The organism is Sinisalibacter aestuarii, assembly GCF_027923545.1.
Classification (GTDB): domain Bacteria; phylum Pseudomonadota; class Alphaproteobacteria; order Rhodobacterales; family Rhodobacteraceae; genus Sinisalibacter; species Sinisalibacter aestuarii.
In genome coordinates, this window is the sequence record NZ_BROH01000013.1 from 75,751 (window position 1) to 95,113 (window position 19,363).

Consider the following 19,363-nt stretch of genomic DNA (forward strand, 5'->3'; position numbering starts at 1 on the left):
GGGCGGATGGTCATCCGCTACGACGCGCGGCTGAATCTGCTGGTTTCGACCAAGGGGCACCCGTTCGACACGGCGGCGTTCTTCGCCATGTTCGACGCGATGAAGGGGATGACCTGGACCCATGTCGAGCAGCCCGCGACCACGGCGCTGATGTCGCCCGAGGGCTGCGCCGATTTCGGGGCGCTGTTGTTCTACGATGTGCCGGGGCTGCAGTTCCGCACCCCCAACCCGCCGGATCTGATCGAACCGCCGGAAGCCTTCAAGCAAGACTTCCGGGCCTTGCTCGACGCGGGCAAGCCGATGATCTTCCTGCATCACGCCATCGCCGGCTGGCCGCTCTGGGACGAATATGCCGAGGCGATCGGCGCGCGGTTTTTCTACCAGCCCGGCAGCTATAAGGGCCGCGCCTATCCCGACAGCGGCTATGTCTTTCCCGCGACCTACAAGGCGCGTCCGCTCGCCGATCACCCGGTGCTGGACGGGCTCGAAGACGGGTTCGAACTGACCGACGAACTTTACCTGTTCGACACGCTTGAGGATGACATCCTGCCGCTGCTCGCGGCGGATTACAGCTTCGATCGCGAACATTTCTACTCCGCCGCCAATGCCCTCAACGCCCGGATGTGGACCCGCGACGACTGGGATCACCCCCCCGGCACCAACCTGATCGCCTGGGCGAAGCGCTCAGGCAAGGCGCCCGTTGTGACGATCCAGTGCGGCAACGATGGCGCGACCTTTGGCAATCCGGATTTCCGCCGCCTGCTGCGCAACGCCATCGACTGGGTGACGAGCGACGAGGCGGCACAATGGGCGAGGAACGCCGCATGACAACGCCATCGCAAACCATCGTCGAGGCCGGCACCCGCACCTCGGCGCAAACGCTGGCCGAGGCCGCCCGCAAATGGCCCGACGCCACCGCGCTGCTGATCGACGGCACCCGGCTGACATGGGCCACGCTCGACGCCGAGGCGCGGCTCTGGGCGCGCGGGCTGGTCGCCGCCGGGGTGCGCCCCGGCGCGCATGTGGGCATCCTCATGCCCAATTGCGCCGAATATGTGCGGCTGTTCTATGCCTGCGGGATGATCGGCGCCACGGCCCTGACGATCAATGCCCGCTTCAAGGACGACGATCTGGGCTACGCCATCCACCATTCGGACATGGACATCCTGTTCATCGGTGGGCAGGCGCGGGAATACACCGATTTTCACGCCATGCTCCTGCGGCTCTACCCCGAGCTTGCCGGCTGGACCGGCGCACCGCTGGCGCTGGCCGACGCGCCCAGCCTGCGCAGGATCTACAACCTGTGCGACCCACGCGATCACGGCTGGCCCGATGGCGATACGCTGATGGCCGGCGCGGCCGGCGTGCCCGAGGATGAGGTCACGCGGCTGCGCGATGCCACCTCGCCCGCATCCCATGCGCTGATGATGTATTCCTCGGGCACCACGGCGCATCCCAAGGCCTGCATGCTCACCCACCGCACCCTGGGCATGATCGGCGCGGCCTTTGCCGAGCGGTTCCACCTCGCCCCCGGCGACAGCGTGATGAACCCCCTGCCCTTCTTCCACATGTCGTCGATGCTGCCGATGGCCGCCTGCCGCGCCTCGGGCGCCGCGCAGATCGCCACCGCCCATTTCGAACCGGGCGAGGCGCTGCGGCTGATGGAGGAAGAACGGGTGACCTTCGGCTATCTGTCCTTCCCGACGCTGGTGAACCAGCTCATCAACCACCCCGATTTTGCCGGGCGCGATCTGTCGCGGCTGCGCTACCTGCATTGCGTCGGCCCCGCCGAGACGATGCAGAAATACACCCGCGCCTTTCCCGGCGCGCAATATATCAACGCCTACGGGCTGACCGAAGCCACCGGCGTGCCCTGCTACACCGACCCCGAAGACCCGGCGGAAGAGGCGCTGTCCGTCTCCGGCAGGCCCTTCGACGGGATCACCGGCAAGGCGGTGGACCCGGAGACGCTGGCCGACATGCCGCCGGGCGAGCGTGGCGAGATCTGGCTGTCGGGCTGGGCGCTGTTCGACGGCTATTACAAGGATGACGAGGCCACCGCGCGGGCGCTGGTCGATGGCTGGCTGCGCACCGGCGATATGGGGCATGTGCGCGCCGACGGGCGCATCGTCTATGACGGGCGGCTGAAGGACATGCTCAAGATCGGCGGCGAGAACGTGGCGGCGCTGGAGATCGAGACCTGGCTGTGCTCGCATCCCGATATCCAGATCGCGCAGGTGATCGGGGTGCCGGACGACCATCTGTTCGAGGTGGCGGCGGCCTATGTCGAGCTGACGCCGGGGGCGCATATCACACCGGGCGAGATCGTGGATTACTGCATCGGCCAGATCGCCAGCTACAAGATCCCGCGCTATGTGCGGATCGTGGACAGCTGGCCGATGTCGACGACGAAGATCCAGAAGTTCAAGCTGGCGCGCGACTTCACGCCAGCCGAAAAGATCGACCCGAAGACGCGGGCGAAAGCGGGCTGATCTCAGCCCGCGTCGCGCGCCTCGCGCGCCGCTCTGGCGGCAGCGACGATCTCGGCATTGGTGGGGTTGCGCCGCAGAGTCACGCCGCCATTCACCTGCAGCACCTCGCCGGTCACGAAACAGGCATCGGAGCAGAGCCATGTGATCGCCTCGGCGGTGTCGTCCAGCGTGCCGACCCGGCCCAGCGGGTATTCCTTCGCAAAGGCGCCCACCACGGCCGGATTACGCGCCGCGCGCTCGGTCATCGGCGAGGCGGTGAAACCGGGCGCGACGCTGTTGGCCCGGATGCCGCGCGCCCCGAACTCGTTGGCGATGCAGCGGATCACATGGTCGATCCCCGCCTTGGTGCCCATATAGGCGGCATGGTCTTCCATCATGATCTTCGCCGTCGCGCTCGATACCTGCACGATCGAGCCGCCATCGGCCATCACCCTCAGCATCGACTGGAAGAACTGGAAAGGTCCGACGAATTGCAGCGACGCCATCCGGTCGAGCTCTTCGCGGGTGGTGTCGAGGAAGGGGGTGAGCAGCCCCCAGCCGGTGGCGTTGACCGCGATGTCGACGCCGCCAAGCGCCTCGACCGCCGCCGTGGCGAGGCCGGCAAGCTGACCCTCATCGGTGATGTCGCAGACCGCATGGGCGCCGCCAATCTCCTGCGCCAGCGCCGCCAGCGGCGCCTCATGGCGCCCGGCCACCAGCACCTGGGCGCCTTCACGGGCGAACTGCCGGGCGGTGACCTGCCCCAGATTGCCCTCCCCCGCCGCGCCGATGATGACCGCGCGTTTACCTTCCAGACGTTTCATGATGCCTCCATCACAGGATTGGTTCCGGCCAGCCCTCGCGGATCGGGTCGGTCCCGTCCCAACCCACCGCCGCTGCACGGATCTGGTCGAAAATCGACCGCCGCTCCGCCGTCAACTCGGTCACCTCGAAGGTGAAATCGGGCTCGGCGGGATGCTGGTAGTAGACGAAGGGGCCGTAGCGCGACCGCCCCTCCTGCACGATCGCGAACCCCTTGGCCAACGCCGCCTGCATGACGGCATCGTAGCGTTCGGACCATGACGAATAATGATGCGGGGTCAGGCCGAAACCGTGCCGCCCGGCAAACTCGGTATAGATCGACGCGCCCGGGCTGTGCTGCTGGATCACCTCGACCTGCATGTCGCCGGAATTGGCGAGCGCCGCGTCGATGCGGATCTCGATCGGCTCGCCCCGGTAGCGGCATTGAGCCACCGGAACATCGCGGGCGACGAACCACGGGCCGATGCCCGCCGTCTCATGCAGGAAGGTCAGGGCGCGCTCCATGTCGTCGGTGACGTAGGCAATCTGGCGCACATCGCCAAAGATACGGCTCATTTGCTCCTCCTTTTGTATACGATTAGCACCATATTCGCATACTTACAAAGAGAAACTTCTTGGCTCGCGCCGTCTCCACCTTGAATGGCTGGCAATCGGGCCAAGCGCCACAATGCCGCAGCGGCACTTTTTTCCGCAAGTAAAGTCTGGCAAGCGCGGTATCCGCAATGCTAACATAAAAATACGAAAGACTGGGAAATCCGGGACGCTCAGAAAAGGAAATATAAGACATGGCAAGAACCGCCGGCCTGACCCACGCAGAATTCGTGCGCCTTTCCCTTGAAAACGACATCTTTTCCGGGCGTCTGGCGCCCGGCGCGTCGCTCGACGAGGAAGCCCTTGCGCGGCGCTTCTCGGTGTCGCGCACGCCAGTGCGCGAGGCGATGTTGCAACTGATTCAGTCGGGGCTTGTCGAGAAAAAGCCGCGTCAGGGCGCAATCGTCACCCAGATCGACCTGTCGGACATGATCCGGCTGTTCGAGGTGATGTCGGAACTCGAAGGCATCTGCGCCAAATTCGCCGCCCGCCGGATGACCCCGCAGGAACGCAAGGCCATTCGCAAGCTGCATGAGCAGTCGGTCGAGGCTTACGAGGCGGGAGACCACGACAAGTATTACACCCTCAGCCGCAAATTCCACCTGATGGTGATCGAGGGCACCCATAACCAGGAGCTGATCGAGACGACCAATCGCCTCGGGATCAAGCTGGTGCCCTATCGCCGCTTCCAGCTCTCCTACCCCGGACGCTCCGAGAGCAACCTGCGCGATCACGAAGCGATCATGGAAGCGATTGTGGATGGCGAATACGAGCTGGCCGCCGAGCTGTTCCGCAAGCACACCAATGTGCAGGGCGACGTGCTGGCCGAATATATCGCGATGGGCGACCGCGAAGCGAAAAAGCAAAGCGCCGCAAGCTGATCGCCTGCCCCGCAGGGCCAAAATGCAAACCGCCGGGAGCAATCCCGGCGGTTCTTTGTTGTCGCCTGTGCGCCCGCGTCAGGAGAGCAGGCGCATCGGGTCTTCGATCAGGCCGCGCAAGGTGGCGAGGAACTGCGCCGCAAGCGCCCCGTCGATGGCCCGGTGATCGGCCGAGAGCGTGGCCGAGATCATCGTGGCGAACAGCACCGCACCGTCCGGCCCCTCGACCGCCTCACGCCGCGGGCCGCCCACGGCCAGGATCGCGCCCTGCGGCGGGTTGATGATCGCGTCGAATTCACGCACGCCGAACATGCCGAGGTTGGACAGGGTGAAGGTGCCGCCCTTCAGCTCCTCCGCCGTCAACGCGCGGGCGCGGGCGCGGGCGGCCAGATCGGCGGCGGCGCCGGCGATGTCGCGCAGGCCACGCTGGCCCGCATCCCGCAGCACCGGCGTGATCAGCCCGCCGTCGATCGCCACGGCGACCGAGATATCGGCACGCTCGAACAGCGTCACCCCGTTCTCCGACACATGGACATTCACGCCCGGATGCTCGGTCAGCGCCATGCCGCAGGCACGGATGAGGAAATCGTTGACCGAGATCTTCGCGCCGCCCGAGCCGTTCATGCCTTTGCGCAGATCCATCAGCGCGTCGATCCGCAGATCGACGGTGGTGTAGAAATGCGGCACGTTCTGCTTCGACGCGGCGAGCGCTCTGGCAATGGATTTGCGCATTCCCGTGAAGGGCTGCTCGCTGCCGGTTTCGGCGGGCATGGCGGCAGCCGGGCCCGCGCCGCGCGCGGGTTTGGCAGGCCGCGACCAGAGCCCGGCACGGATCGCCGCCGCTTCGGCATCGGCGAGCGAGACCCGGCCCTTGCGCCCGCTGCCGGCGATCCCGGCCAGACCAAGCCCGACCTCGCCCGCGAATTTGCGCGCGATAGGGCTGGCATGGATTGTGGCGTTTTCGGCCCGAATATCCTCGATGGAACGCGCGGGCGCGCTTGCCCGGGCCACATCGTCGCGGGTGACCTTGCCGCGATGCCCGCTGCCCGCGACCGTGGCCAGATCGACGCCCGACTGTTCGGCCACCCGTTTGGCCAGCGGCGTGGCGCGCAGATCGGCCCCGGCAGGCGGGGTGGCCCCGGCAACCGGCTCGGGCGCGGCAACCGCCGCCTCGGCGCCCTGTTCGGACGGCTCGAAAGAGGCGTCGACTGGCTTGTATTCGGCAATGAACAGCTCAATCGCGGCCTCGTTGACGGCGGGCTCGGCCATCACCGCGATCAGCGCGCCAACGGGCGCAACCTCGCCCTCGGGCACGAGGATGCGGCGCAGGGTGCCGGACTGATCCAGCTCGACGCTGTTGACGATCTTGTCGGTTTCGATATCCACCAGTTCGGCGCCCTTCTCGGCGCTCTGCCCCTCGGCCAGATGCCAGGCGGTTACCGTGCCTTCGGACATTTCCAGGCCCCATTTGGGAAGCGTGATCGCAATAATCTGGCTCATCTCACACCTCCTTCAGCACGGCGCGAATGGCCGCTTCGATATCGTTGGGGCTGGGCACATAGAGCCGCTCAAGCTCGCGCGCGAAGGGCACGGGCGTATGCGGCGCGGTGATCTTCTGCACCGGCGCGCGCAGATCGTGAAACCCTTTCGAGGCGGCCAGCCCGGCAATCTCGGAGGCGATGGAGCAGATCGGGTTCGATTCATCGACCACCACGAGCCGCCCGGTTTGCGACAGGCTTTCGAGGATCGTCTCCTCGTCGATCGGCGAGGTGGTGCGCATGTCGATCAGGTCGCAGGTGATGCCCTCGCCGGCCAGCTTGTCGACCGCCTTCATCGCGAAGGGCACCATGCGCGCGATGGCCACAACCGTCACGTCGCTGCCCTCGCGCAGCAGCGCCGCCTCGCCGAAGGGCACGAGATACTCGCCCTCAGGCACCTCGCCCTTGCGGGCATAGAGCGCCTTGTGCTCGAAGAAGATCACCGGATCGTCGTCGCGGATCGCGGTGGCCAGCATCCCCTTGGCATCCGCCGGGGTTGAGGGGATCGCCACCTTCAGCCCCGGGATCGCCGACAGCATGGGATAGATCGTCTGGCTGTGCTGGGCGGCGGCGTTCATGCCCGCGCCCATCGACATGCGCAGCACCACCGGCGTTTTCGCCTTGCCGCCGAACATGTAGCGAAACTTGGCCATCTGGTTGAAGATCTGGTCGAGCGAGACGCCGACGAAATCGGCAAACATCAGCTCGGCCACCGGCCGCATCCCCGCCAGGGCCGCGCCATTGGCAAGCCCGACGATGGCGCTTTCCGAAATCGGCGTGTCGATCACCCGATTGCCGCCGAAGCGGGTCTTGAGGCCCTTGGTCACGCCGAAGATGCCGCCCGCGGCCTCTTCGTTGCCCGACGAGCCGCCGGAGCCGCCGGCAACGTCTTCGCCGACGACGATCACGCGCTCGTCGCGCTCCATTTCCTGGTGCAGCGCCTGGTTCAGCGCGTCGCGCATTGTCATTTCAGCCATGCCGGTGCTCCTCAATAGTCGATGTAGACGTCGGACATCAGAATGTCCTCGCCCGGCACCGGGCCGTTGCGCGCACTGTCGACAGAAGAGTCGATCAGGGCGAGCACTTCTGCGTCGATTTCGTCCAGTTCCTCGGCGGTGAAGATCCCCGCGCCAGTCACCTTCTCGCGGATGGTTTTCATCGCATCCACGGTCTCGCGGAAGGTTTTCACCTCATCCTTGGCGCGATAGGCCTGCGGATCGCCTTCGAAATGGCCGAAATAGCGCGTGGCTGTGGCCAGGATCGCCGCCGGACCGTTGCCCGCGCGGATATAGTCCAGCGCCTTTTCGGTGGCTTCGTATACAGAGAAGTAGTCGAACCCGTCGGCTTCCCAGACCGGGATGCCGAAGCCCTCGGTGCGGGTCTTCAGATCGGAGCCGATGCCGTAGCTCGCGCCGGTATGTTCGGAATAGCCGTTATTTTCGAGCGCGAAGAGCTTGGGCAGCTTGAGCACGACGGCCATGTTCATCGCCTCGAACACCGTCCCCTGGTTCGACGCGCCGTCGCCGGTGAAGCTCACCGCCACCGAACCGTCGCCACGCGCCTTGCAGGCGAGCGCGGCCCCCACGGCGATCGGCTGGCCGGCGCCGACGATGCCGTTGGCGCCCAGCATCCCCTTGGTGAGATCGGCAATATGCATTGAGCCGCCACGGCCTTTGCACAGACCATCGGCCCGGCCGTAGATCTCGTGCATCATGCCCCTGGGGTCGCAGCCGCGCGCGAGGGCATGGCCGTGGCCCCGGTGGGTGGAGATGATAAAGTCGCTCTCGCGCAGGTTTTCGCACACGCCGACGGCAATGGCCTCCTGCCCCGAATAGAGGTGGGTGAACCCGGCGATCTCGCCTTTCGGGTTCTCGACATGGAGACGCTCTTCGAACTCACGGATAAGCCGCATCTGCCGATACGCCTGCCGGATTTGGTCCGGGCTTTGCTGCATGGAATCCTCCCTGTCGCCGCCGTCTGTGCACAGAAAAATGCGCTTGTTCTGCGATTGTCTATACTCATCCCAGATTTTTGTGTATATGGAAAGGGCTATTTTTGTATTCACAGAACGGAAGGAACGTGGCCAGATGGACTTCCAGCTGACCGATGACCAGAAAAGCCTGCAGGAGGCCGCGCGCCGTTTCGCGCAGGAACAGCTGCCCGATCTCGCCCGCAAGCTTGAAGAAAGCTGCGAGCCTGTGCCGCATGACTGGCTCAAGCGCTATGCCGATATGGGCTTTCTCGGCATCAACGTGGCGGAAAAATACGGCGGTCTGGGCCTCGGCAATCTCGAAGCGCTTCTGGTGGTCGAGGAATTCGCCAAGATCAGCTCGGCCGTCGCCTTCCCGGTCTTTGAAAGCTGCGTCGGCCCGGTGCGCGCCATCGAGCATTTCGCGCCCGAGAGCCTGCGCGAGCGGGTTATCCCGCGCGTCTGCTCAGGCGAAGCCGTGGTGGCGGTGTCGATGTCCGAGCCCGATGCCGGCTCGGCGCTCACCGATCTGCGCACCAATGCCAAGGTGGTCGGCGACAAGGTGATCCTCAACGGCACCAAGCGCTGGTGCTCCGGCGGCGGCCATGCCGATGGCTACGTGGTCTATTGCCGGTTCGACGATGTGCCGGGCGCCAAGGGCATCGGCGCGGTCTATGTCGACAAAGACACGCCCGGCCTCAGCTTCGGCCCGCAGGAACAGCTCATGGGCTTTCGCGGCGTGCCCTCGTCAGACCTCTATTTCGATAATGTCGAACTGCCGCTCGATGCGGTGATCGTGCCGGGTGGCGGCTTTAAGAAACTGATGGAAGCCTTTGATCTGGAACGCTGCGGCAATGCCACGATGTCGCTCGGCCAGGCCTCGGGCGCGCTCGACGACGTGCTGGACTACGTGCAGGAGCGCAAGCAATTCGGCCGCCCCATCGTCGAGTTCCAGGGTGTGCAGATCAAGCTGGCCGAGATGAAGCTGCGGGTCGAGGCGGCGCGTCTGCTGATCCACCGAGCGGCGAAGAACGCCGAGGACGGGATGCCCTCGATCCTCGATTCGTCGCTCGCCAAATGCTACGCCAACGAGATCTCGCGCGAGGTCACCGGCACCGCGGTGCAGCTCATGGGCGGCTATGGCTATTCCAAGGAATACCCGATGGAGCGCCGCTTGCGCGACAGTTGGGGATGGGGGATTGCCGGCGGCGCGATCGACATCCAGAAAGTAAACATCGCCTCGGCCATGGTCGGGCGGCGGTTCAACCAGCGGGCAGGATGACGCGGGCATGATCCCGAGCGGCCAGAAAGACTTTCAGGATGCCTGTTCGACAATGCAGGTGCCCCGGACGGGGGTGTTTTTCACCTCGATCGGCTCGCAGGAGATCATGCTGGCACGCAACGCGGCGGGCGATATCGTCGCCTTTTCCGGCTTCTGCACCCATTCGATGGGCAAACTTGAAGGCGGGCCGGTGGAGGGCGACGAGATCACCTGCCCCCATCACGGCGCGCGCTTCAACTTCCGCACCGGGCAGGCCAAGACGGCCTGCCCGAACCTGCCGAAATACGAGGTGAAGATCGAGGGGCGGCGCGTGCTCGTGCGCCCGGCCCGCTAGGGGCCACCCGGTCAGAGCCGCGACAGGAAGGTATCGAGCGTTTCCGAGAACACGTCGTTGCGGTCGCCCACGATCATGTGCCCTGCCCCGGTCACGTCCTGAAACTCGGCATGCGGCGCGATCTCCAGAAAATGCGCCACGCTCTCGTCGTTCACCAGCTCGCTTTGCGAGCCGCGCACCAGCAGGATCGGAACGTCAATCGCCGCCAGCGCGGTGTTGAGGTCTTCCAGCGTCTGTTCATTCAACCGCGACGAGCGCCGCCCCTCGATGAAGGCGGGATCCCAATGCCAGGTGTAGCGGCCATCGGGGCGCGTGCGCAGGTAGCGCGCGAGGCTTGCGATGTTGGATTTGCGCCCCTTGCGCTCGGGCAGATAGGCGGCAATCGCCTCGGCGGCTTCCTCGTAGGTCTCGAACCCGTCTTCGAGATGCTGGCCCATGAAACCCAGCACCTTGTCGGCGCCCTTCACGTCGATCTTCGGGGTGATGTCGACCAGCACCAGCGCGCGGAACACGCCCGGCCCGATCCGGCCCATCGCCAGCAGGCCGGCATTGCCGCCGAGCGAGGCGCCGACCAGCACCGGCGGGATGGCGAAGGTCTTGCCGACGGCAACCAGATCAACGCCGTAGCGCTCCAGTGAGTAATCCTTGGCCGGATCCCAGCCGCTCTCGCCATGGCCGCGCAGATCGAGCGCCACCGCGTGCCAGCCGGCCTCGCCCAGCCGCCGCGCGACGCGGCTCCAGGCATAGCGCGTCTGGCCGCCGCCATGGGCGAGCAGCACGCCGGGCGCAGACGGGTCGCCAAAGGCTTCGCCAACCAGTTCCACGCCGTCTTCCATCGCGTAACGCATGAGGGTCGCCCCCTCTTCGACGAAGCTCACACTCATGCGAAGGGCTCCTCTTTCGCGGCCCAGCGGATGCCCCGCCGGACGAGCTCGCGAAACACCGGATGCGGCCACGATCCGCGCTCCACAAACGGGTATTCCTCGGTGATCGGGCGCATGTCGTAGCGCCCGCGCGTATGGCCGAGGGTGAGGTAAAGCACGGCCCCCGCCCCGGCCTCGCGCAGATACATCACCTGGTGCTCGGTCCGCTCCCAGTGGCGGGTTTCAAACAGCGGGGTCTCGCCCTCGAATGTAGTGGTCAGCAGCACCCGGTTGCCCGGCTCGTGCCATTGCAGATATTGCTCGTCATCCACCCGGAAAGGCTCGATCCCCGCCACCAGCGGGTGGCTGTCGCCAGTCGGTTTGACCTTGAACTGCCCCGGCGCGGGATGGGCGGCGAACTGGCTGCCCAGCATGGCACGCAGCCGCTCGGGCAGCGGCGGGCAGACCACCGGATTGTCGCCCTCCAGCACCATTGCGCTGTTGGTGCCGTGCAGCGCGAACCAGCGCCCGCCGCCGGCAAGAAACGCCTCCAGCGCGTCGAGCGATGCCGCGTCGGGCAGCAGATCGCAGGTGTAACTCACGATCATATCCGCCGCCGCGATGGCGCCGGCCTCGTAGCAGTCGCGCAGCGTCACGCGCAGGCGTTCGGTTTCGGCAAGGAAGCCCAGAAGCTCCAGCCGGGCGTGGTCCATGTCATGCCACGGCCCGCCGGTGATCAGCAGCACCTCGACGCGGGGCGCGATCATGCGGCCCGCCGGTAGACGAGCGAGACGGAGGTGAAGGAAAACACCACGTCGCCATCCTGATTTTCGACCCAATGCTGCATATTGGCGATGCCGATCCCCGGCCGGCTGTCGGACGGGCGTTTGGACAGAACGCGCGACCCCGCGGTGAGCGTGTCGCCCGCCCGCACCGCCTTGCGCCAGCGCACCTCGTCCCATTGCACGCCGCAGACCCAGTCGATATTGCCGTTCACCTCGTGATCCATGATCCGCCACAGCGCGGCGGTATGGATGCCCGAGGCCACCAATTCGCCGAACAGTGAATCCTTCGCCGCTTCCTGATCGGAGTGGAAATACTGCGGGTCATAGCGATGGGCGAAATCCAGCATGTCCTGCGCCGTCACCGTGAGCGGGCTGGAGCGGGTTTCCTCGCCGATCTCAAGGTCTTCCCACTTGCGTTCCGGATGGGGATCAGTCTTCTCCAACATAGTCCATCAGCACCTTGTGGAAGTGGCGGATACGCAGTTCCTGGTCGCCAAGCCAAAGCCCTTCATAGGCGGCCGAATGCATCCCCTGCTGCACGCCGGGCAGGTTGGCGGCATCCTGGTCGATGACCAGCCCCATCGAGCGCTCGCCATGCTTGAAGCGTTCGTTGCGCGGCTTGCGCGGGCGCTCTTCGTCGGTCCGCAGCAGTTTGAACATCTGCACGTCGAAATACATCTTGTCAGGGTCCGTCTCATGCGGGCGCTGGCGGAACAGCATCAGATCGTCGGCATGGGTGTTCATCGTGATGTTGGGGAAGATCATGTAGTGATAATCGTCCGTAAGCTGCTCGTCGTTCAGATCGGAGTAATCCAGCCCCATCTCGGGCCCGTGTTCGCGCTTGTATTTCTGCAGCGCCACGCGCACCTCGCTCACCCGCCCGTCGAAATCGGCCGGGTCCATCCCCGCCTCCTGCATCGCGTGCTTGATGAGATGAGGAATTTCGGTGGTTTCGTTCACCCGGTGCGAGATCGTCGAGAACGGGATCAGATAGCGGTTGTGGCGCTCGTAAGTGTCGATCTGGATGTGCTTGTCTTCGATGAAATAGAGAAGTTCCGGGTGGATGCCCTGCACGTGATACGCCTCGTTGAAGGCGTCGACGCTGGTCTTCCAGTTGCAGTCCCATTCCACCGTCCAGTCGATCACCTTCACCATCCGGTCGAAATGGTAGGGCTCGAGGTGCTCGCAAAGCGGGTCGAGATAGTCGCGCAGCGGTCCGGCATCGGGGTTGAGCGAGAAGAACACGAAGCCGTTCCACTCCTCGGCCTTCACCGGGGTGAGGCCACCGCAGGGCGGCGCGCCCTGCGGGAAGGTTTCGATATCGGGCAGGTTTTCGAACTCGCCCGAGAGCTTGTATTCCCAATGGTGATAATTGCACCGGAAGGTGGTGGCGTTGCCCTGCCCGACCATCACCCGGTTCCCCCGGTGCGGGCAGACATTGTAGAAGCCGCGCACGCTGCCATCGGGCTGGCGGGTGAGCAGGATCTCTTCCTTGCCGATCGAGGTGACGAGGTAATCGCCCGGCTCTTCGATATCCTGCGAGGCGCAGCCCCAGAGCCAGACCTTCGTCCACATCCGCTCCCATTCCTTGCGCATGAAATCGGGCGCGATGTAGCGCTGCTTGGGGATCATATTGGTCCCGAGATCGGGGTTTTCGGTCTTGTCGATCGGCGTCTTGGTGAAATCGCCGGGTTTGATCCGATGCACAGTCATTGTCGCCTCGCTCAGAATTGCACGCCCTTGGTGAAGCCGCCGTCCACCAACAGATGAGAGCCCACGCACCAGCTTGCCGCCGGGCTGGCCAGGAAAACGGCGGCGCGCGCGATTTCGTCGGCCTCGCCCATCCGCCGGGTGGGCTGCTGGCGCAGGGCGCTGTTATAGGTGCGCGACCGGGCCACCTTGATCATCTCCCAGTTCGAACCGGGAAACATTGTCGGCCCCGGCGACAGGCAGTTCACCCGAATGCCCTTGGGCGCATAGGCTTCGGCCAGTTGCTTCGACCAGGTGACCAGCGCCGCCTTGATCGCATTATAGGCCATCGGGGCCACGAAAGTCTCGGAGGCCGCCATCGTGGCGACGATCAGGATCGAGGCGTTCTGGCTCTTCTTCAGGGCCGGATAGGCTTCCTCGACCGCGCGGGTGGCGCTCATCAGGTCGATCTCGAAATTGCGGTACCAGTAGCGTTCGTCATTGGTGCCGCCGCCGGCGGAGAGGCTGGCGACGAGAATATCGAGCCCGCCCAACTCATCGACCGTATCGCGCATCCAGCCGCGCACAGCGTCACCGTCGCGGCCCTGAACCGCGCGGCCCATCGCCCGCACGCCATTGCCTTCGAAGGCGCTCACCGCCGCGTCGATATTTTCCTGCCCGCGCGCACAGATCGAAATGTCGCAGCCCTCTTGCGCCAGCAACCCGGCAATCGACCGCCCGATCCCGCGCGACCCGCCCGAAACGGCGGCCTTCAGCCCTTTGAGGCCCAGATCCATGCCCCGCGTCCTCCAATTCTTACCACGCAGGGTCCGCGCAACCTGCCTGGATGTCCATTCCTTACGATCCGTCTTTACATGTATATGATCACCGGATTATTGTATACCTTAAAACAAGCTTTCGCATAAAGGCTCTGCTGCCTGCGTATGTGACAGACGACCAAGGAGAACGCCGTGGACGACCGACCGAATCAAGCCGCCCTGTCTGCGGACTGCCCAACCGAGGCGCCGGCCGAGCGGATCCTCGATGGCGTGAAGGTGCTCGATCTGTCGCGCGTCGTGGCCGGCCCGCTCGCCGGCCAGACCCTGGCCGATCTCGGCGCCGACGTGGTCAAGATCGAGCGCGTCGGCGAGGGCGACGATCTGCGCACCCTCGGCCCGCCCTGGGTTACCTCGCCCACCACGGAGCTGGAGCAATCGACCTATTTCCAGACCGTGAACCGGGGCAAGAAATCGCTCACGCTGGATTTCGCGCGGCCCGAAGGGGCCGAGATCCTGAAGGCGCTGGCGCGTGAATCCGATGTTTTCATCGAGAACTTCCGCACCGGCACGCTGGCGCGCTACGGTCTGGGATACGAAGATCTGCACGCCATCAACCCGCGCCTGATCTATTGCTCGATCACCGGCTTCGGGCAGACCGGCCCCTACCGCGACCGTTCGGGCTACGATTATCTTGCGCAGGCGATGGGCGGGCAGATGGCGGTAACCGGCCTGCCCGACGGGATGACCGGCGCCGGCCCGATGCGGGTGGGCGTACCCATCGCCGATATCACGGCGGGCAACAACGCGGTGATCGCCATTCTCGCGGCGCTCTATCACCGCGAACGTTCCGGCAAGGGCCAGCATATCGACATTTCGCTGCTGGATTCGCAGGTCGCGCTCCTGCTGAACTCGCTCTCGGCCTGGATGAACGCCCGCGCGCCGCTGCCGCGCACCGGCAACGACCATCCCACCGCGGTGCCCAACGGAGTGTTTGCCGTGAAGGACGGCCATATCCTGATCGCCACCTTCAACGACCGCGAATTCGCCCGGCTGGCCGAGGTGCTGGGCCACCCCGAATGGGGCCAGGACCCGCGCTACGCCCGCTCGCGCGACAGGCTCGCCAACCGGGTGCAGCTTACCGAAGACATGACCGAGGCGCTGTCGCATCACGGCAAACAGCACTGGATGAAGGCGATCAACGGCGCCAAGGTCTCCTGCGGCCCGATCAACGACATGGCCGATATCGAACAGGACGAACAACTCGCCGTGCGCGAAATGTTCGTCACCCTGCATCACCCGGTCATGGGCGATGTGCGCGTCGCCGGAAGCCCGCTCAAGTTTTCCGAAACGCCCGTCGATATCTCCCGGGCCCCGCCACTGGTCGGCGAAGACAGCGAGGCGATCCTGCGCGAACGCTTGACCCTGACCGATACCGAGATCCAAAACTTGCGGGCAAACAAGATCATCTGAGGCGTATCGTGACCGACGACAACACCGCTCCCGAGGCCGAATATCTGGGCCATCTCGCCCAGGGCCGCTTCATGCTCCAGCGCGATCCGCTCTCGGGCGCGGCGGTGTTTCCGCCCCGCCTGCGGGCGCCCGGGCATGGCGGCGCGCTCGGCGCCTTCGCGCCGGTCTCCGGGCGCGGCGTGATCTATTCGCTGACGGTTCAGCCCAAAAAGCCGCCTCAGCCCGCGCGCATCATCGTACTGGTGGACCTGGAGGAAGGCGGCCGGATGCTCTCGCACATGCCCGCCGCCACACCCGACAGCGTGGCCATCGGCGATGCGGTCACCGCCCGGATCGTGACGGAAGGCGAGACGCCGACAATCGTCTTCGACCCTGCCCCATGAGCTGGGCCGAAGCCTTCCCGCGCGGCCGCAGCGCCGTGGTCGGCGCCGCCACATTCGGGCTGGGCGAGTGCCCCGGCCACAGCGCTCTGGAAATGGCGGCTGAAGCCGGCTACCGCGCGCTCGACGATGCCGGCCTGACGATCGACGCGGTGGACGGGCTCTTCGTCGCCCTGCCCGACGATTACCTGGGCGGCCTCGCGATGGCCGAGTATTTCGGCATCAGCCCCGCCATCGTCGACAACAACCGCACCGGCGGGTCTTCGTTCCTCTGCCACGCCATCCACGCCGCCCTCGCGCTCGATGCCGGGCTGATCGACGTGGCGCTGATCACCTATGGCTCCAATCAGCGCAGCAATGCCGGGCGGCTGGTCTCGGCCCTGCGCGCCTCGCCCTATGAGGCCCCGCATGGCGCGCGGATGCCGGTGGGCGGCTATGCCCTTGCCGCCGCGCGGCATATGCACGAGTTCGGCACCAGCCGCGAAGATCTGGCCCATGTGGCGCTCGCCGCCCGGCAATGGGCGGCGATAAACCCCGAAGCGTTCCGCCGCGAACCCACCACGATTGACGCGCTTCTGGGCGCGCGGATGATCTCCACGCCGCTCAGCGTGTCGGATTGCTGTCTCGTCACCGATGGCGCCGCAGCGGTGGTGATGACCCGGATGGACCGCGCCCGCGACACCCGCGCGCCGATCCCGCTGCTTGGCGGCGCGGCGACAGTGACCCACAAGGAAATCGCGGCAATGCCCGATCTCACCACCACCGGCGCGGCGATCTCCGGGCCGCGCGCGATGGCGGCCGCCGGGATCACCCCCGAGGCGGTGGACCTGGTGCAGCTTTACGACGCCTTCACCATCAACACGGTGCTGTTTTTGGAAGATCTCGGCTTCTGCCCCAAGGGTGAGGGCGGGCGCTTCGTGGCCTCCGGCGCCATCGCGCCCGGCGGCACGCTGCCGGTCAACACCAATGGCGGCGGGCTGTCGTGCAATCACCCCGGCATGTACGGGCTGTTCACGATGGTCGAGGCCGTGCGCCAACTGCGCGGCGAGGCCGGCACGCGGCAGGTGGAGGGGGCCGAGATCGCGCTCAGCCACGGCAATGGTGGCGTGCTGTCGAGCCAGGCCACGCTCGTTTTCGGGACCGAAGCCACGCTTTGACCCGCCATATCAGGGAGGACAATATGGACCAGGACATTCTCAAACGGATCGACCGGCTGGAAAGCCGCAACGCGATCCTCGAAATCATCGCCAATTACTGCAAATCCTGCGACGACCGCGACGTGCCGCTCCTGCGCTCGACCTTCACCGACGATGCGGTGGTGCGCAGCCTCGACGGGATGATGGAGGGCATCGGCATCGACGGGATCATGGAGATGTATCGCAAGCGGTTCGAAGTGCTGGCGATCTCGGTGCACTGGACGCATGACAGCATCATCACCTTCGACGAGACCGATCCCGACAAGGCCAGCGGCGAGGTGTTCTGCCATGCCGAGGCGCATCGCAACGGGCAGACGCTGGTCGGCAGCCTGCGCTACGACGATGAATACCGGCGCGAAAACGGCGTGTGGAAATTCTCGCAGCGGATTCTGAAGTTCCTCTACTACGTTCCGGTCGAGGAATACGGCGAGGCGCTCGGGTCGCAGACGCGGATGCGCGCCTATGGCGACCGGCGCGCCTCGGACTACCCCGAGAGCTTCGATTGCTACAACACCTGGGCGCAGCATTGCGCGGCGCAGTAACGCACTGACCGCCGCCACAAAAAAGGCCCGCCATTGCGGCGGGCCTTGTCGTTTGCGGCGCTGTCCGGCTCAGAGCTTCCCGGTCAGCTCCGGCAGCGCCTCGAACAGATCGGCGACGAGGCCGTAATCGGCGACCTGGAAGATCGGCGCTTCCTCGTCCTTGTTGATGGCGACGATGATCTTCGAGTCCTTCATCCCCGCGAGATGCTGGATCGCGCCGGAGATGCCGACCGCGATGTAAAGCTCCGGCGCGACCACCTTGCCGGTCTGGCCGACCTGCAGATCGTTCGGCGCGAAGCCCGAATCCACCGCCGCGCGCGAGGCGCCCACCGCCGCCCCCAGCTTGTCGGCCAGCGCCCCGATCAGCGCGAAGTTCTCTTCCGAGCCGACGCCACGCCCGCCCGAGACGATCACCTTCGCCGAGGTCAGCTCCGGACGGTCGGAACTGTCGACCTTGTCCTCGACCCAGGACGACAGCCCCTTGTCGCCGGCGGAGGCCGCGGCCTCGACCGGGGCGGAGCCGCCGGCACCGGCGGCTTCGAAGGTCGAGGTGCGGACACTGATAACCTTCTTTTCATCTTTCGAGCGTACTGTCTGGATCGCGTTGCCGGCATAGACCGGGCGCTCGAAGGTCTCGCCGTCGATCACGGCGGAGATGTCGGAGATCACCATCACGTCGAGCAGCGCCGCGACGCGCGGCAGCACGTTCTTCGCGTCCGACGTGGCCGGGGCGACGATGTGGCTGTAGCCGGGCGCCAGCGAGACGACCAGATCGGCCAGAGGCTCGGCGAGGGTGTTGGCATAGGCCGCATCGTCGGCCACGAGCACCTTGGCGACGCCATCCAGCGTGGCGGCGGCTTCACCGGCGGCTTGCGGGCCGCAGACCAGCACCGTCACCTCGCCCAGCGCCTTCGCGGCGGTCAGCGCCTTGGCGGTCGCGTCGATGTGGAGGTCGCCCCCGGCGACCTCGGCAAGAAGAAGAACGGCCATCAGATCGCCCCCGCAGCTTTGAGTTTCGTCACCAGCTCGTCGACCGAGCCCACCATCTCGCCGGCCTGGCGTGTCGGCGGCTCGGAGGTTTTCACCACCTCGAGACGCGGGGCGACATCGACGCCGTAGTCACCGGCGGTTTTCTCGTCGACCGGCTTCTTCTTCGCCTTCATGATGTTCGGCAGCGAGGCATAGCGCGGCTCGTTCAGCCGCAGATCGGCGGTGACGACCGCGGGCAGCGCGACCTTGATGGTCTGCAAGCCGCCGTCGACCTCGCGCGTCACAACGGCGCTGTCGCCCTCGACGGCAAGCTCACTGGCGAAGGTCGCCTGACCCCAGCCGAGCAGCGCCGCAAGCATCTGCCCCGTCGCGTTCATATCGTTGTCGATCGCCTGCTTGCCCATGATCACAAGCCCGGGCTGTTCTTCGTCGACGATCGCTTTCAGGATCTTCGCCACCGCCAGCGGCTCGATATCGGTATGCACATCCTCGGCGGCGGTGACGAGGATGCCCCGGTCGGCGCCCATCGCCAGCCCGTTGCGGATCGTCTCCTGCGCCTGTTTCACCCCGATCGACACCAGCACGACCTCATCGGCCTTGCCCGCCTCCTTCAGCCGGATCGCCTCTTCCACCGCGATCTCGTCGAACGGGTTCATCGACATCTTCACATTCGCAAGATCGACCCCGCTCCCGTCCGCCTTCACGCGGACCTTCACGTTGTAGTCGATAACCCGCTTTACAGGGACCAATATCTTCATTGGTTGTCTCCTTTGCAGATATG

Annotated in this window: 21 protein-coding genes; 9 read left to right on the forward strand and 12 right to left on the reverse strand. The window is 65.6% G+C overall.

From position 1 onward, the window contains the following. Nucleotides 1–6 precede the first annotated feature (6 nt). Nucleotides 7–828 carry a ThuA domain-containing protein gene (locus QMG28_RS17565; protein WP_281843627.1) on the forward strand — a complete coding sequence of 274 codons (822 nt, stop codon included), beginning with the start codon at nucleotides 7–9 and terminating at the stop codon, nucleotides 826–828. Further along, complete coding sequence (locus tag QMG28_RS17570; protein ID WP_281843628.1) at nucleotides 825–2,492, forward strand: class I adenylate-forming enzyme family protein; 1,668 nt, start codon at nucleotides 825–827, stop codon at nucleotides 2,490–2,492. Before QMG28_RS17565 ends, QMG28_RS17570 begins: the two co-directional genes overlap by 4 nt. A 2-nt stretch (nucleotides 2,493–2,494) precedes the next feature. Here the strand turns inward: QMG28_RS17570 and QMG28_RS17575 are convergent, their stop codons facing one another. After that, complete coding sequence (locus tag QMG28_RS17575; RefSeq protein ID WP_281843629.1) at nucleotides 2,495–3,295, reverse strand: SDR family oxidoreductase; 801 nt, start codon at nucleotides 3,293–3,295, stop codon at nucleotides 2,495–2,497. Nucleotides 3,296–3,305: 10 nt separating this feature from the next. Further along, nucleotides 3,306–3,848 carry a VOC family protein gene (locus QMG28_RS17580; RefSeq protein WP_281843630.1) on the reverse strand — a complete coding sequence of 181 codons (543 nt, stop codon included), beginning with the start codon at nucleotides 3,846–3,848 and terminating at the stop codon, nucleotides 3,306–3,308. A 230-nt stretch (nucleotides 3,849–4,078) separates the two neighbouring features. On the opposite strand from QMG28_RS17580, the gene QMG28_RS17585 reads away from it, so the two are divergent. Further along, nucleotides 4,079–4,765: a GntR family transcriptional regulator gene (locus QMG28_RS17585; RefSeq protein ID WP_281843631.1), complete on the forward strand. Its 687-nt coding sequence runs from the start codon at nucleotides 4,079–4,081 to the stop codon at nucleotides 4,763–4,765. Between the two features lie 78 nt (nucleotides 4,766–4,843). On the opposite strand, the gene QMG28_RS17590 is transcribed toward QMG28_RS17585, so the two are convergent. From QMG28_RS17590 to QMG28_RS17600, 3 genes are read right to left on the reverse strand one after another with little or no spacing between them, the layout of a single operon-like run. Continuing rightward, the gene (locus tag QMG28_RS17590; RefSeq protein ID WP_281843632.1) at nucleotides 4,844–6,265 is read right to left on the reverse strand and encodes a dihydrolipoamide acetyltransferase family protein; all 1,422 of its coding nucleotides are present in this window, start codon (nucleotides 6,263–6,265) and stop codon (nucleotides 4,844–4,846) included. A gap of 1 nt (nucleotide 6,266) precedes the next feature. Further along, on the reverse strand, nucleotides 6,267–7,280 hold the full coding sequence (locus QMG28_RS17595) for an alpha-ketoacid dehydrogenase subunit beta (RefSeq protein WP_281843633.1): 1,014 nt from the start codon (nucleotides 7,278–7,280) through the stop codon (nucleotides 6,267–6,269). 11 nt (nucleotides 7,281–7,291) lie between these two features. Further along, nucleotides 7,292–8,257, reverse strand: coding sequence for a thiamine pyrophosphate-dependent dehydrogenase E1 component subunit alpha (locus tag QMG28_RS17600; protein ID WP_281843634.1), 966 nt, complete (start codon nucleotides 8,255–8,257; stop codon nucleotides 7,292–7,294). Nucleotides 8,258–8,390: 133 nt separating this feature from the next. Here QMG28_RS17600 and QMG28_RS17605 point away from each other — a divergent pair, with 133 nt between their 5' ends. Together QMG28_RS17605 and QMG28_RS17610 are read left to right on the forward strand one after the other, a co-directional pair. Continuing rightward, the gene (locus QMG28_RS17605; protein WP_281843635.1) at nucleotides 8,391–9,554 is read left to right on the forward strand and encodes an acyl-CoA dehydrogenase family protein; all 1,164 of its coding nucleotides are present in this window, start codon (nucleotides 8,391–8,393) and stop codon (nucleotides 9,552–9,554) included. A 7-nt stretch (nucleotides 9,555–9,561) separates the two neighbouring features. Continuing rightward, on the forward strand, nucleotides 9,562–9,888 hold the full coding sequence (locus QMG28_RS17610; protein WP_281843636.1) for a Rieske (2Fe-2S) protein: 327 nt from the start codon (nucleotides 9,562–9,564) through the stop codon (nucleotides 9,886–9,888). Nucleotides 9,889–9,899: 11 nt separating this feature from the next. Here the strand turns inward: QMG28_RS17610 and QMG28_RS17615 are convergent, their stop codons facing one another. From QMG28_RS17615 to QMG28_RS17635, 5 genes are read right to left on the reverse strand one after another with little or no spacing between them, the layout of a single operon-like run. Continuing rightward, nucleotides 9,900–10,772, reverse strand: a complete 873-nt coding sequence (locus QMG28_RS17615) for an alpha/beta fold hydrolase (protein ID WP_281843637.1) — start codon at nucleotides 10,770–10,772, stop codon at nucleotides 9,900–9,902. Beyond that, complete coding sequence (locus QMG28_RS17620; RefSeq protein ID WP_281843638.1) at nucleotides 10,769–11,518, reverse strand: ThuA domain-containing protein; 750 nt, start codon at nucleotides 11,516–11,518, stop codon at nucleotides 10,769–10,771. Before QMG28_RS17620 ends, QMG28_RS17615 begins: the two co-directional genes overlap by 4 nt. Further along, nucleotides 11,515–11,982: a MaoC family dehydratase gene (locus QMG28_RS17625; protein WP_281843639.1), complete on the reverse strand. Its 468-nt coding sequence runs from the start codon at nucleotides 11,980–11,982 to the stop codon at nucleotides 11,515–11,517. The genes QMG28_RS17620 and QMG28_RS17625 overlap by 4 nt, the downstream gene beginning before the upstream one ends. Next, the gene (locus QMG28_RS17630; protein WP_281843640.1) at nucleotides 11,966–13,249 is read right to left on the reverse strand and encodes an aromatic ring-hydroxylating oxygenase subunit alpha; all 1,284 of its coding nucleotides are present in this window, start codon (nucleotides 13,247–13,249) and stop codon (nucleotides 11,966–11,968) included. Before QMG28_RS17630 ends, QMG28_RS17625 begins: the two co-directional genes overlap by 17 nt. 11 nt (nucleotides 13,250–13,260) lie before the next feature. Then, nucleotides 13,261–14,022 (reverse strand): SDR family NAD(P)-dependent oxidoreductase, encoded by a 762-nt coding sequence (locus QMG28_RS17635; protein ID WP_281843641.1) that lies wholly within the window; start codon nucleotides 14,020–14,022, stop codon nucleotides 13,261–13,263. A 174-nt stretch (nucleotides 14,023–14,196) separates the two neighbouring features. Here QMG28_RS17635 and QMG28_RS17640 point away from each other — a divergent pair, with 174 nt between their 5' ends. The 4 genes from QMG28_RS17640 to QMG28_RS17655 are packed head-to-tail and all read left to right on the forward strand — an operon-like array spanning nucleotide 14,197 to nucleotide 17,592. After that, a complete protein-coding gene (locus QMG28_RS17640; protein ID WP_281843642.1) occupies nucleotides 14,197–15,474 on the forward strand; it encodes a CaiB/BaiF CoA transferase family protein in 1,278 nt (425 codons plus the stop codon). An 8-nt stretch (nucleotides 15,475–15,482) separates the two neighbouring features. Beyond that, on the forward strand, nucleotides 15,483–15,857 hold the full coding sequence (locus tag QMG28_RS17645; RefSeq protein ID WP_281843643.1) for a Zn-ribbon domain-containing OB-fold protein: 375 nt from the start codon (nucleotides 15,483–15,485) through the stop codon (nucleotides 15,855–15,857). Further along, entirely contained in the window at nucleotides 15,854–17,011 is a 1,158-nt protein-coding gene (locus QMG28_RS17650) for an acetyl-CoA acetyltransferase (protein ID WP_281843644.1), read from the forward strand. Before QMG28_RS17645 ends, QMG28_RS17650 begins: the two co-directional genes overlap by 4 nt. Before the next feature lie 23 nt (nucleotides 17,012–17,034). Beyond that, a complete protein-coding gene (locus QMG28_RS17655) occupies nucleotides 17,035–17,592 on the forward strand; it encodes a nuclear transport factor 2 family protein (protein WP_281843645.1) in 558 nt (185 codons plus the stop codon). A 69-nt stretch (nucleotides 17,593–17,661) separates the two neighbouring features. On the opposite strand, the gene QMG28_RS17660 is transcribed toward QMG28_RS17655, so the two are convergent. After that, nucleotides 17,662–18,582 (reverse strand): electron transfer flavoprotein subunit alpha/FixB family protein, encoded by a 921-nt coding sequence (locus QMG28_RS17660; RefSeq protein WP_281843646.1) that lies wholly within the window; start codon nucleotides 18,580–18,582, stop codon nucleotides 17,662–17,664. Continuing rightward, complete coding sequence (locus QMG28_RS17665; protein WP_281843647.1) at nucleotides 18,582–19,340, reverse strand: electron transfer flavoprotein subunit beta/FixA family protein; 759 nt, start codon at nucleotides 19,338–19,340, stop codon at nucleotides 18,582–18,584. Before QMG28_RS17665 ends, QMG28_RS17660 begins: the two co-directional genes overlap by 1 nt. Between the last annotated feature and the right edge of the window lie 23 nt (nucleotides 19,341–19,363).